This window comes from Pseudomonas sp. ICMP 561 (assembly GCF_002699985.1).
Taxonomy (GTDB): domain Bacteria; phylum Pseudomonadota; class Gammaproteobacteria; order Pseudomonadales; family Pseudomonadaceae; genus Aquipseudomonas; species Aquipseudomonas quasicaspiana.
This window is the reverse complement of sequence record NZ_LKBT01000001.1, coordinates 217,412-230,550: the sequence shown is the minus strand read 5'-3', so window position 1 is coordinate 230,550 and position 13,139 is coordinate 217,412. Positions and strand designations below refer to the sequence as shown.

At 58.1% G+C, this 13,139-nt stretch carries 13 protein-coding genes; all 13 read left to right on the top strand.

Annotated elements, in window-relative coordinates:
• Window positions 1-4 precede the first annotated feature (4 nt).
• Window positions 5-1,333, top strand: coding sequence for a flagellar biosynthesis protein FlhF (gene flhF, locus AO242_RS01070; RefSeq protein WP_099267348.1), 1,329 nt, complete (start codon window positions 5-7; stop codon window positions 1,331-1,333).
• A gap of 114 nt (window positions 1,334-1,447) precedes the next feature.
• Window positions 1,448-2,281 carry a flagellar synthesis regulator FleN gene (gene fleN, locus AO242_RS01065; RefSeq protein ID WP_027898770.1) on the top strand — a complete coding sequence of 278 codons (834 nt, stop codon included), beginning with the start codon at window positions 1,448-1,450 and terminating at the stop codon, window positions 2,279-2,281.
• A complete protein-coding gene (fliA, locus tag AO242_RS01060; RefSeq protein ID WP_027898771.1) occupies window positions 2,278-3,018 on the top strand; it encodes an RNA polymerase sigma factor FliA in 741 nt (246 codons plus the stop codon). The genes fleN and fliA overlap by 4 nt, the downstream gene beginning before the upstream one ends.
• 289 nt (window positions 3,019-3,307) lie before the next feature.
• Window positions 3,308-3,682 carry a chemotaxis response regulator CheY gene (locus AO242_RS01055; RefSeq protein ID WP_176469940.1) on the top strand — a complete coding sequence of 125 codons (375 nt, stop codon included), beginning with the start codon at window positions 3,308-3,310 and terminating at the stop codon, window positions 3,680-3,682.
• A gap of 19 nt (window positions 3,683-3,701) precedes the next feature.
• Window positions 3,702-4,490: a protein phosphatase CheZ gene (locus AO242_RS01050; RefSeq protein ID WP_027898773.1), complete on the top strand. Its 789-nt coding sequence runs from the start codon at window positions 3,702-3,704 to the stop codon at window positions 4,488-4,490.
• A 38-nt stretch (window positions 4,491-4,528) separates the two neighbouring features.
• Window positions 4,529-6,814: a chemotaxis protein CheA gene (locus AO242_RS01045; RefSeq protein WP_099267347.1), complete on the top strand. Its 2,286-nt coding sequence runs from the start codon at window positions 4,529-4,531 to the stop codon at window positions 6,812-6,814.
• 238 nt (window positions 6,815-7,052) lie between these two features.
• Entirely contained in the window at window positions 7,053-8,252 is a 1,200-nt protein-coding gene (locus AO242_RS01040) for a protein-glutamate methylesterase/protein-glutamine glutaminase (RefSeq protein WP_099267346.1), read from the top strand.
• Window positions 8,252-8,992, top strand: a complete 741-nt coding sequence (locus AO242_RS01035) for a flagellar motor protein (RefSeq protein ID WP_099267345.1) — start codon at window positions 8,252-8,254, stop codon at window positions 8,990-8,992. Before AO242_RS01040 ends, AO242_RS01035 begins: the two co-directional genes overlap by 1 nt.
• Before the next feature lie 6 nt (window positions 8,993-8,998).
• Window positions 8,999-9,886 carry a flagellar motor protein MotD gene (gene motD / locus AO242_RS01030; RefSeq protein WP_027898777.1) on the top strand — a complete coding sequence of 296 codons (888 nt, stop codon included), beginning with the start codon at window positions 8,999-9,001 and terminating at the stop codon, window positions 9,884-9,886.
• A gap of 45 nt (window positions 9,887-9,931) precedes the next feature.
• On the top strand, window positions 9,932-10,720 hold the full coding sequence (locus tag AO242_RS01025) for a ParA family protein (protein ID WP_027898778.1): 789 nt from the start codon (window positions 9,932-9,934) through the stop codon (window positions 10,718-10,720).
• A 114-nt stretch (window positions 10,721-10,834) separates the two neighbouring features.
• On the top strand, window positions 10,835-11,737 hold the full coding sequence (locus tag AO242_RS01020; protein ID WP_099267344.1) for a CheW domain-containing protein: 903 nt from the start codon (window positions 10,835-10,837) through the stop codon (window positions 11,735-11,737).
• A 57-nt stretch (window positions 11,738-11,794) separates the two neighbouring features.
• The gene (locus tag AO242_RS01015) at window positions 11,795-12,274 is read left to right on the top strand and encodes a chemotaxis protein CheW (protein WP_027898780.1); all 480 of its coding nucleotides are present in this window, start codon (window positions 11,795-11,797) and stop codon (window positions 12,272-12,274) included.
• Window positions 12,275-12,673, top strand: coding sequence for a DUF2802 domain-containing protein (locus tag AO242_RS01010; RefSeq protein WP_099267343.1), 399 nt, complete (start codon window positions 12,275-12,277; stop codon window positions 12,671-12,673).
• Window positions 12,674-13,139: the final 466 nt, after the last annotated feature.

The following is a 13,139-nucleotide window of genomic DNA, read 5'->3' as shown; positions in this document are numbered from 1 at the left end:
AGTCATGCAAGTTAAGCGATTTTTCGCCGCCGATATGCGTCAAGCCATGAAACTGGTTCGTGATGAGCTGGGCGCAGAAGCGGCCATCATCGGTAACCGGCGCATTGCCGGTGGCGTCGAGCTGACTGCCGCTCTGGATTACAAACTGTCCGCGCTCGCACCTCGTGTGCCTAATATCGAGCTCGAGGACGAGTTGCGCAAAACCCAGTCGCGCATCGTCTCGGCCCAGGCAGAACTGAACAACCGCAGCGACAGCGACGGCGCGACCAATCGCCAGTTGTTTGCCGGTTTGCCATTGAGCACCGCTGACACCCACATCGAGCCGACTCTGGAAGAGCCGCCACGTCCCTCCGCACAGCCGCAGGCTGCTCCGGCGGCACCTGCTGGTGGTCAGCGCGGTTACGACTCGATGCGTTTCGAATTGAATGGCCTGCGTGAGCTGCTGGAAGTCCAGCTCGGCTCCCTGGCGTGGAATCAGTTGCAGGGCAGTCGTCCGGCCCAGGCCAACCTGTGGCGTCGTCTGCAACGTGTCGGCTTGTCTGGCCCGTTGTCCCGCGACCTGCTGGAAATGATCCCGGATATCGACGAGCCACGTCAGGCCTGGCGCATGTTACTGGCCCACCTGGCGCGGATGATCGAAGTGCCGGACGTCGAGCCGCTTGAAGAGGGTGGTGTGATTGCCATGGTCGGCCCGGCTGGCATGGGCAAGACCACCACGCTGGCCAAGCTGGCAGCGCGCTACGTACTCAAGTACGGCGCACAGAATATCGCTCTGGTCAGCATGGACAGTTTCCGTATCGGCGCTCAGGAGCAGCTCAAGACATTGGGCCGTATCCTCAACGTACCGGTGACTCACGTCGATCCTGGCCAGTCGCTGGCGCAAGCGCTTGATCCGCTGTTGCGCAAGCGCGTCGTGCTGATCGACACCGCGGGCCTGCAGGCCAGTGATCCGGCGTTGCGTATGCAACTGGAAAGTCTGGCAGGGCGCGGTATCAAATCACGTAATTATCTGGTCCTGGCTACCACCAGCCAGAAACAGGTGCTGACTGCTGCATACCACAGCTACAAACGCTGTGGTCTGGCCGGATGCATCCTGACCAAGCTGGACGAAACCGCCAGCCTGGGTGAAGTGCTCAGCCTTGCGATCAGTCATGAGCTGCCTGTTGCCTATCTCACTGATGGGCCTAGAATTCCTGACGATCTTCACATTCCACGCCGCCACCAATTGGTGACACGCGCGGTCAACGTGCAGATGCAAGAAGAGCCAAGCGAAGAGGCCATGGCGGATATGTTCGCCGACCTTTACCACAACCCCAACAAACGGGTCGGTTAAGTGAAGCGAACTATTGAGAGTTACCTGCATCGGTGGTCTGCCTGGCATTGCTCTTCATTGAGCGTGTCGCCTGCAATCTGGCTTCGGTCTACGCAAGACAAGGTAAAGAATTAAATGGGCAGCATGCATCCCGTACAGGTGATCGCGGTGACCGGCGGCAAAGGTGGCGTCGGTAAGACTAACGTGTCAGTGAACCTTTCACTGGCCTTGGCCGAGCTCGGCCGGCGCGTCATGTTGCTGGACGCCGACCTTGGCCTGGCGAATGTCGATGTCCTTCTGGGGCTGACGCCTAAACGCACCCTCGCCGATGTGATGGAGGGTCGTTGTGAGCTGCGCGACGTGTTGTTGCAAGGCCCGGGCGGGATCCGGATCGTGCCTGCTGCCTCCGGCACGCAGAGCATGGTTCATCTGAGCCCGGCGCAGCACGCCGGCCTGATCCAGGCATTTAGTGACATTGGCGACAATCTTGACGTGCTGGTCATCGATACGGCCGCCGGTATCGGCGAGTCGGTGGTCAGCTTTGTCCGGGCTGCTCAGGAAGTCTTGCTGGTGGTGTGCGATGAGCCCACTTCCATCACTGACGCCTACGCCCTGATCAAGTTGCTCAATCGCGATTACGGCATGAACCGTTTCCGGGTCCTGGCCAACATGGCCCAGAGCCCGCAGGAAGGGCGCAACCTGTTCGCCAAGTTGACCAAGGTGACCGACCGCTTCCTGGACGTCGCTTTGCAGTATGTCGGTGCAGTGCCTTACGACGAATGTGTGCGTAAGGCCGTCCAGAAACAACGCGCCGTATACGAAGCTTTCCCACGCTCTAAATGTTCGCTGGCATTCAAGGCCATTGCGCAGAAAGTCGATACCTGGCCTCTGCCTGCCAACCCACGTGGACATCTTGAGTTCTTCGTTGAGCGACTGGTTTACCAGACAAGTGCAGGGCCTGTTCAATGACCGCGAGCGGCTATCAGATGTACAGCAAAGCGTCCCGAAACTCGCAATATGAGTTGATCGAGCGGTATGCTCCGCTGGTCAAGCGCATTGCTTACCATTTATTGGCGCGCCTGCCTGCCAGTGTTCAGGTCGAAGACTTGATTCAGGCGGGGATGATCGGCTTGCTGGAAGTTTCCACCAAGTACGATTGCACCAAGGGTGCCAGTTTCGAGACGTATGCCGGGATTCGAATCCGGGGTGCGATGCTCGATGAAGTGCGCAAGGGAGACTGGGCTCCTCGCTCGGTTCACCGCAATACGCGCATGGTGAGTGACGCAATTCGCTCAATTGAAGCAAAAACCGGCCGTGACGCTAAAGATCACGAGGTTGCGGCCGAACTCCAATTGAGTCTCGATGATTATTACGGGATTTTGAACGATACCTTGGGCAGTCGCCTCTTCAGTTTCGACGACCTCTTGCAGGACGGCGAACATGAAGGACTGCATGAGGATGGCGCAAGCGGTTCGCTTGAGCCGTCGCGCGACCTGGAAGATGAACGTTTCCAGGCTGCGTTGGCAGATGCAATTGCCAACTTGCCGGAGCGTGAACGTCTGGTTTTGGCGCTGTACTATGACGAGGAGCTGAACCTCAAGGAAATCGGTGAGGTCCTGGGGGTCAGCGAATCTCGAGTCAGCCAGTTACACAGCCAGTGCGCAGCTCGTTTACGAGGGCGTTTGGGAGAGTGGCGAGCGCGTTGACAGGTGGTACGCAATCCCTGGTGATTGTGTGTCTCGTGTGAGCAGGCTGTGCAAAGCGTTACGTGGGACAGTGGACAAGGCTGGAGCCGTACAGGCATTCGCGCCACGGACTGTTAAAAGCAATAGCTTTCATGCAGTCCGTGGATTTGCTGTGCGGTTTCCATAGTTGTTGATTTGCCAAGCCCGTCGTTTACGTGCAGCCGATGTGAGCTGTGCCGGTATTGATTGAACAGCGCGTTCAGGTGCTGAACGCGTCAAAGACTGCTTGGAGGTCGAATTGGACAAGAACATGAAAATCCTCATCGTTGATGACTTCTCAACGATGCGGCGGATCATTAAAAACCTGCTGCGTGATCTGGGCTTTACCAACACGTCCGAAGCCGATGACGGGCTTACCGCGTTGCCGATGCTGGAAAGTGGTTCCTTTGACTTTCTGGTAACGGACTGGAACATGCCTGGCATGACTGGTATCGACCTGCTGCGTAAAGTGCGTGCCGATGAGCGCCTCAAGCACCTTCCGGTGTTGATGGTGACCGCAGAAGCCAAGCGCGACCAAATCATTGAAGCGGCTCAGGCCGGCGTCAACGGTTATGTCGTCAAGCCATTCACGGCTCAGGCGCTGAAAGAAAAGATCGACAAGATCTTTGAGCGCGTAAATAGCTGATGTATGCCGCGAGGGCTTTATGGAGAACAACGAAACGTCAATGGGCGAGTTTGAATCGACCCTGAAAAAACACGCAACCGAGCTGGTGGCGAGCCTTGAAAAAGGCCGTTTCGGCGACGCCGTGCAACTGATCCATGAGCTCAACCAGGCTCGGGATCGTGGCCTGTATCAAGAAATCGGCAAGCTGACGCGCGAGTTGCACAGCGCGATCGTCAACTTCCAGATTGACCCGAACATGCCGCAAGCCGAAGAGGTGTCCCAGATCACGGATGCCACCGAGCGCCTGTCGTATGTCGTCAGGCTCACGGAAAACGCGGCCAACCGCACCATGGACCTGGTCGAAGAAAGCACCCCGCTGATGCACAGTCTGAACGACGAGGCCAAGGCCTTGAGTGCGGACTGGGGGCGTTTCATGCGCCGTGAGGTCAGCGCTGATGAGTTTCGTGAGCTGGCGCGTCGTGTCGATGGTTTCTTGACGCGCACTGAAAAGGATACCCATCAGGTTTCCTCCCACCTCAACGACATTCTGCTGGCTCAGGACTTCCAGGACCTCACCGGTCAGGTGATCAAGCGCGTCACGCAGTTGGTCACTGAAGTCGAGAGCAATCTGCTCAAATTGGTGCTCATGGCCAGTCATGTGGACCGCTTTGCGGGCATCGAACATGACGACGAATCCATCCGCGCAGAAAAAGATCCAGAAAAACATATCAAACAGGGTGAAGGTCCGCAGATTCATGCCGATAAACGGGAAGACGTTGTGTCCGGACAGGACGATGTAGACGATCTGCTATCGAGCCTGGGCTTCTAAGTCTGGTCTGTTGACGGTTAATTTTAGGGAGCACCCCAATGAGCTTCGGCGCCGATGAAGAGATCCTTCAGGATTTTCTGGTAGAGGCCGGCGAAATTCTCGAGCAGTTGTCTGAACAGTTGGTCGAGCTGGAAAGCCGACCGGATGACGCAGATCTGCTCAATGCAATTTTTCGCGGTTTTCACACTGTAAAAGGGGGCGCCGGCTTCCTCCAGCTCCATGAGCTGGTGGAGTGCTGCCACATCGCCGAGAACGTCTTCGACATCCTGCGAAAGGGTGAGCGTCGCGTAGACTCGGAACTGATGGACGTGGTCCTTGAAGCGCTGGATGCGGTCAACGCGATGTTCAGCCAGGTGCGTGAGCGCAGTGAAGTGACTCCGGCAACACCGGAATTGCTGGCTGCCCTGGCGCGTCTGGCGGAGCCTGCGTCTGCTGACGAAGCGCCCGCTGCTGAAGTCGTGGAGGAGGCATCTGTCGAAGCTGTCGCTGAAGCGGCTTCCGACGAGATCACCGATACCGAATTCGAAAACCTGCTTGATTCGCTCCATGCCGCCAAGGAGCAACCACCGGTTGTTGCCGCACCGGCTGCCACGGGCGGAGCCGCAACTGACGAAATCACCGACTCGGAATTCGAATCGTTGCTCGACCAGTTGCATGGCAAAGGCCAGTTTGCGCCTGACGTGGCACCTGCTGCTGCTCCGGTAGCGGCAGCCCCGGCTGGCAAGGCTGAAAGCGGTGACATCACCGACGATGAATTCGAAGCATTGCTTGATCAATTGCACGGCAAAGGTTCGTTCGATGCCACCGCAGTGGTGTCTCCAGCCGCTGCCGCAGTTGCGTCAGCGCCTGCTGCTGCCGGAGCCGCATCGACTGGCAAAGGCAACGAAATCACCGATAACGAATTTGAAGCCTTGCTCGATGAGCTGCACGGCAAGGGCAAGTTCGAGCCGGAAATAGCTGCAACAGCCGCTGCAGTTGCTGCGCCTGCGGCCGCTGTAGCAGCACCTGCGAAAGCAGCGGCACCAGCGGCCAAGCCTGCTCCGGCTGCGGCAGCCAAACCGGCTGCTGCACCAGCGCCCGCCAAGGCCGCCGCGCCTGCTCCTGCGCCTGCCAAACCGGCTGCGCCACCTGCTGAAAAGCCGGTCGCTTCAGAAGCGGAAACCACCGTGCGGGTCGATACCGCGCGCCTGGACGAGATCATGAACATGGTCGGCGAACTGGTGCTGGTGCGTAACCGTCTGGTTCGCCTGGGTCTCAATAGCGGCGACGAAGCCATGTCCAAGGCGGTTTCCAACCTGGATGTGGTAACGGCCGACTTGCAGACCGCGGTGATGAAGACCCGGATGCAGCCGATCAAGAAAGTCTTCGGTCGCTTCCCGCGACTCGTTCGCGACCTGGCTCGTCAGCTCAAGAAAGAAATCAACCTTGAGCTGGTGGGTGAAGAAACCGATCTGGACAAGAACCTCGTCGAGGCGCTTGCCGATCCACTGGTCCACTTGGTGCGTAACGCGGTTGACCACGGTGTGGAAACACCGGAAGAGCGCGAAGCATCCGGCAAGCCTCGTGGCGGTCGCGTCATTCTCTCTGCCGAGCAGGAAGGCGACCACATCCTGTTGTCGATCTCCGATGACGGCAAGGGCATGGACCCTAACGTCCTGCGCGCGATTGCGGTCAAGCGTGGCGTGATGGACAAGGATGCTGCAGATCGTTTGAGCGATACCGACTGCTACAACCTGATCTTCGCACCGGGCTTCTCGACCAAGACCGAGATCTCCGACGTATCGGGTCGTGGTGTGGGCATGGATGTGGTGAAAACCAAGATTGCCCAGCTCAACGGTACGATCAACATCTACTCGACCAAGGGCCAGGGCTCGAAGATCGTCATCAAGGTGCCGTTGACCCTGGCGATCATGCCGACCCTGATGGTGATGCTGGGCAACCAGGCCTTCGCTTTCCCGCTGGTCAACGTCAACGAGATCTTCCACCTGGACCTGTCGACCACCAACGTCGTCGATGGTCAGGAAGTTGTGATCGTGCGTGACAAGGCGCTGCCGCTGTTCTACCTCAAGCGCTGGCTGGTCAGTTCGGCCGTCCACGAAGAGCAGCATGAAGGGCATGTGGTGATTCTTTCCGTGGGCACTCAGCGGATCGGCTTCGTTGTCGATCAACTGGTCGGCCAGGAAGAAGTGGTCATCAAGCCTCTGGGCAAAATGCTGCAGGGAACGCCTGGCATGTCAGGCGCCACCATCACCGGTGACGGTCGCATTGCCTTGATTCTCGATGTGCCGAGTATGCTCAAGCGGTACGCCGCACGGCGTATTTGATTCTGGTGCCACCGGCAGGCAACTGCCTGTGGCGCCTGGTCAGGTTGTGTCGAAACGCTGCGAATGCACGAGAAGGCAATAACAACAACGTCGAGTCGCTTGCGTAGCTGGCAATAGAGCGTATGCGTCTCGTGGCCCTTTGGGATGCGTTCGGTCGATTGCTGTCATCGCCCGAATCGCGCTTCAAAGGCATGTAGCACAGCGCAGTCGTTTCCGTGCAGCCTGTAATGGAGTGTTTATGGTAGTCAAGGTATTGGTGGTGGATGACTCCGGTTTCTTCCGCCGCCGCGTCACGGAAATTCTTTCTTCAGACCCAAACATCAAGGTTGTCGGTACTGCGAGCAACGGCAAGGAAGCGATTGATCTGGTGCTGTCGCTCAAACCTGACGTGATTACCATGGACTACGAAATGCCCATGATGGACGGCATTACCGCCGTTCGCCAGATCATGCAGCGCAGTCCAACCCCGGTGCTGATGTTCTCCTCGCTGACTCACGAAGGTGCCCGCGTTACGCTGGATGCACTGGACGCCGGCGCGGTGGATTTCCTGCCCAAGAATTTCGAAGACATCTCGCGTAACCCGCAGAAGGTCAAGCAACTGCTGTGCGAAAAAGTCCACAGCATTTCGCGCAGTAATCGCCGCGGCTTGAGCGGTTCTGCTGCGCCCGTGGCAGCTCCCGTCTCATCTCCGACTCATGCGTCGTCTCATGCACCGATTCACAGCCCGGCCCATGCGCCGGCTGCGACTCCGGTCACCAGCAGAACTACAAGTCCGACTGCGGCTCCAGCGCGGCCGATAACCCCGCGTGCGACAGCCGCGCCAGCTCCGGCGGCAAGCAGCTCGCACCCGCCGTTGTCAGGGACACCGAAACGCAAGAACTACAAGCTGGTCGCTATCGGTACCTCGACAGGCGGCCCGGTTGCCTTGCAACGCGTGCTGACCCAATTGCCTGCCAGTTTTCCTGCGCCGATCGTGTTGATTCAGCACATGCCCGCAGCGTTTACCAAGGCCTTCGCTGAACGTCTGGACAAGCTGTGCAAGATCAGCGTCAAGGAAGCGGAGGATGGCGACATTCTGCGTCCAGGCCTCGCGCTACTGGCGCCGGGCGGCAAGCAAATGATGATTGACGGCCGTGGTTCGGTGAAGATCCTGCCGGGCGACGAGCGTCTGAATTACAAGCCGTGCGTAGACATTACGTTCGGTTCGGCGGCCAAATCCTACGGTGACAAGGTATTGGCGGTAGTGCTGACCGGCATGGGTGCAGACGGCCGCGAAGGTGCGCGTCTGCTCAAGCAGGGCGGTAGCCACGTCTGGGCTCAGGATGAAGCGAGCTGCGTGATCTACGGCATGCCAATGGCGATCGTCAAAGCTGATCTGGCTGACGCGATTTACAGTCTGGACGATATCGGCCGGCACCTCGTGGAGGCGTGTGTCTGATGGATGTTTTGAGTCTGATCGGTATCATCCTCGCGTTCGTTGCAATTGTCGGCGGTAACTATCTGGAAGGTGGGCATCTGTCCGCCTTGCTCAATGGTCCTGCGGCCTTGATCGTGATTGGCGGTACGCTGGCGGCGTCGATGCTGCAGGCACCGATGAGCGCGTTCAAGCGTGCCATTCAGATTGCTGTCTGGATTCTCTTCCCGCCACGCATTGACCTGGCGAGTGGTGTCGACCGGGTCATCAACTGGAGCATGACCGCCCGCAAGGAAGGCTTGCTCGGCCTTGAGTCGGTGGCCGATGCCGAGCCTGACAGCTATGCCCGTAAAGGCCTGCAGTTGTTGGTTGACGGTGCTGAACCACAAGCGATTCGCAGCATCCTGGAAGTGGATTTCATGACCCAGGAGCATCGTGATATCCAGGCCGCCAAAGTCTTTGAAAGCATGGGCGGTTACGCGCCCACCATCGGCATCATCGGCGCCGTCATGGGCCTGATTCACGTCATGGGTAACCTCGCTGACCCGAGCCAGTTGGGCAGCGGTATTGCCGTGGCTTTCGTAGCCACTATTTATGGCGTGGCCTCGGCCAACCTGATCCTGTTGCCGGTAGCCAACAAGCTCAAGAGCATCGCCCTGCGTCAGTCGCGCTATCGCGAAATGCTTCTCGAAGGTCTGCTGTCCATTGCCGAGGGTGAAAACCCGCGCTCCATCGAACTCAAGCTGCAAGGCTTCATGGAGTAATACGCCATGGCTCGACGTCGTCGACCCGAAGAGCACGAAAATCACGAACGCTGGCTGGTGTCCTATGCGGACTTCATCACGCTGCTGTTTGCCTTCTTTGTCGTGATGTACTCGATTTCTTCGGTCAACGAAGGCAAGTACAAAATCCTTTCCGAAGCGCTGGTGGGCGTGTTCAACGAACCCGAGCGCAGCATGAAGCCGATTCCCATTGGCGAGCAGCGTCCTTTATCGGTCAAGCCGGCCGAGCCGTTGGTCAAGGACAGTGAGCAAGTCGATGCGGGCATTGGCCAGAACGTGACCGACCCGCTCAAGGAAATTGCCGATGAAGTGCGTGATGGTTTCGGTGACCTGATCAAGTCCAATCAGATGACGGTGCGTGGCAACGAACTGTGGATCGAAATCGAGCTCAGTTCCGGCCTGTTGTTCGGCAGCGGGGACGCCATCCCCAGTGACAAGGCGTTCACGATCATTGAAAAAGTCGCCAAGATTCTCAAGCCGTTCGACAACCCGGTTCATGTCGAGGGCTTTACCGATGATCAGCCGATCAGCACTTCCCAGTTCCCGACCAACTGGGAACTGTCTTCGGCGCGCTCGTCTAGCATCGTGCGCATGCTGGCGATGGAAGGCTTGAACCCGGCCCGTATGGCTTCCGTTGGGTATGGCGAGTTCCAGCCTGTGGCTTCCAACGCTACGGCGGAAGGGCGTGGCCGCAATCGCCGGGTCGTGCTGGTGATCTCCCGTAATCTTGATGTACGTCGCAGCCTGACCGCTTCCGGTTCAGCCAATGCGCAACCGGATGCTGCATTGCGCCGTGCTGGCACACAAACTGCACCTGCGCCTGTCAACCCGGCGGTGCGCAGCAATACCGTCAATTCTTCGTCACCCGTACGATAGTCGTTTCTCGGTATGGCCACCGCCATGGCGGGAGGAAGAGCACACATGAGAGTCTGGGCAGTAGCCAATCAAAAAGGTGGCGTTGGTAAAACCACCTCCACCATCGCGTTAGCCGGGCTGTTGGCCGAGGCGGGCAAGCGCGTGGTCGTGGTCGATCTGGATCCCCATGGCTCGATGACCAGTTATTTCGGTCACGACCCGGACACCCTTGAACACAGTGTCTATGACCTGTTTTTGAACAAGGGCAGCATTCCGGACGGCCTGCCAGGCCAGTTGCTGTTACCCACCAGCGATCAACGTATTTCGTTGCTGCCGTCGAGCACTGCGCTGGCAACGCTCGAGCGCCAGTCACCCGGCCAGAATGGCCTGGGCCTGGTCATCGCCAAAAGCCTGGCGCAGCTTTGGCAGGAATTCGATTACGCGTTAATCGACAGCCCTCCGTTGCTGGGCGTGTTGATGGTCAATGCATTGGCGGCCAGTCAGCAACTGGTGATCCCGGTGCAGACCGAGTTTCTCGCCGTCAAAGGTCTGGAGCGCATGGTGAACACGCTGGCGATGATCAACCGTTCGCGCAAGGTCCCATTGCCGTACACCATCGTGCCGACCTTATTCGACCGACGTACCCAGGCCTCCATGGGCACCCTTAAATTCCTGCGCGACAGTTTCCCCGAGCACGTCTGGAAAGCCTATGTGCCGGTGGATACCCGTTTACGAGACGCCAGTCGCAAGGGCGTGACGCCTTCGCAGTTCGATAACAAAAGTCGCGCGGTGCTGGCTTATCGGGCACTGCTCAAGCATTTGCTGTCCGAACAACTCATGGCGCAGGTGGCCTGACATGAGCATGTCATCTTTATTTGCAGCGGGCACACAGATCCATTCAAGTCGGGGCTTACATTGGCCGATAACTCTTTCAAGCGGTAAACGCGTCAATCATTGTGTGGCACCTGTATGAACCTGAATCGGCCTGTAGAGATAGCAACACGACCGCAGTTGGCGCTGCAGTCTTATCTGGATGCGCTGCTTCAGGACGCCACCGAAGATTTGCCCGAAGTATTGCCAGCCGAACCGCAGTTCTCGGCTGAGGATGATTTCGAAGCAGCGGTGCGTGAGGAGCAGGAACATGACAAGCGCATGCAGGCGCTGGCGACACCGATAGCGGTGGCCGTTGCCGCACCTGCGCCTGTCGCTGTACCGGTTGCAGTCGCTGCGCCAGTGGTCGTGCCGGTTGTGGCTCCAGTGGTGGCGCGGGTTGAAGTTGAAGTGGTGCCGGAAGTCGCGGAAGTGGTTCCGGTGCAAGAGGTTGAGTTGATCGAGCCGGTTGTCGATGTGCATCTGGCAACCGCCCAGCGCACACCCACGCCGCCGCCCACCAGCGACGGCCGACCTGCATGGGCAGAAGAGCCGTTCGAATGCCTGTTGTTTGATGTGGCCGGTTTGACGCTGGCAGTACCGTTGGTTTGCCTGGGGTCGATTTATCCCTTGGCCGGACATGATTTGACGCCGCTGTTTGGTCAGCCGGAATGGTTCCTCGGAATCCTGCCGAGCCAGAGCGGTAACCTGAAAGTCCTGGATACCGCGCGCTGGATCATGCCGGATCGCTATCGCGATGATTTTCGCCAGGGCTTGCAGTACGTAATTTCGGTTCAAGGCTACGAGTGGGGGTTGGCGGTGCATCAGGTCAGTCGCTCGCTACGCCTTGACCCAAAGGAGATCAAATGGCGTACCCAGCGAGGGCAACGTCCCTGGTTGGCGGGCACAGTGATAGAGCACATGTGCGCCTTGCTGGATGTTTCAGAGTTGGCCGAGTTGATAGCCAGTGGCGCGGTCAAGCAGATGCACAAAACCAAATAATCAAGAGGGGGCGTACAGCACGCCTCCTGCACAGCACACACGCGAGGGGTTGGGGTTATGAAGAAGTCGTCCGCACAAGGTTCCGAAGATCCTATTCTGCAGTGGGTTACTTTCCGCCTGGATAACGAGTCTTACGGCATCAATGTGATGCAGGTTCAGGAAGTGCTGCGCTACACCGAAATCGCTCCCGTACCGGGTGCTCCAAGCTACGTGCTGGGTATCATCAACCTGCGCGGTAACGTCGTGACCGTGATCGACACGCGTCAGCGCTTTGGTCTGGACCCGGTTGAAGTCAGCGACAACACTCGTATCGTGATCATCGAAGCCGACAAGCAAGTGGTCGGTATTCTGGTCGACAGCGTTGCCGAAGTGGTTTACCTGCGTCAGTCTGAGGTGGAAACTGCACCAAACGTGGGTAACGACGAATCCGCCAAGTTCATTCAGGGCGTCTGCAACAAGAACGGCGAGCTGTTGATCCTTGTCGAACTGGACAAGATGATGTCCGAAGAAGAGTGGTCTGAGCTGGAGAACATCTGATTGATTGAGGTAGCTGTCATTTTCCTGGGGATTCTCTGGGTAGTGACCCTGGGTTGGTTTATCACTTACACCAAGCGTCAGCGCCAGCTCGAACTGAAAAGGGAAGAGCTGGACGTTTTACGTGATCAGCGCTTTCGGGAGCTGGCCAGGCGGGTGGACCATTTCCAGAGCGGTACCGTCAAGATGGGTGAGGCCTTGCACGAGCTGCGGGCGACTGTCGGGCCTTTGCCCGACAAACTCACCGCATTGGAGCAGCGCGACCCATCAACTCTTTCTTTCGCCCAGGCCGCACGCCTGGTCGGCATGGGCGCCAGCGTCGATGAACTCACTCAGGCCTGTGGTTTGACTCAGGCAGAGGCTCAGTTGATGAGCAAGTTGCATAGTCATAATCAGGGGTAAGGGTGGTGCTCGCTTGCGCGGGCCCATTGGTACTGAGCACATATCCATTATCTCTTTGAACTGAAGCTATGGTTCCGCCCTTACGGCGGGTCACTTTTGGCAAACGCCCCAAAAGTAACCAAAAAGTCTGTGCCCCACCACTAGGTGCCTCGCTGTCGCTCGGCATGCCCGTAATCCGACATTGCTGTGTGGGGCCGCCGCCACCGGCCATCCATGGCCTGAGGCGGCTAAACCGGCATCCCTGCCGGTTTGCCCCACACAGCAATATCGAATTACGGCCGGCGTGGTTTAACGGGGCGCCAAAGATCAAAATCAAAAACAGCGGTTTCACCGCGGAACGGTAGGAGCGAACTTGTTCGCGAGACGTCCCGACAGCCAACGCATTCTTCATCTGACACACCGCATCGCAGCCTTCGGCAGTTCCTACAGAGTGTCGGTAAGTTCACACATCAGGTCGGCTATCAGG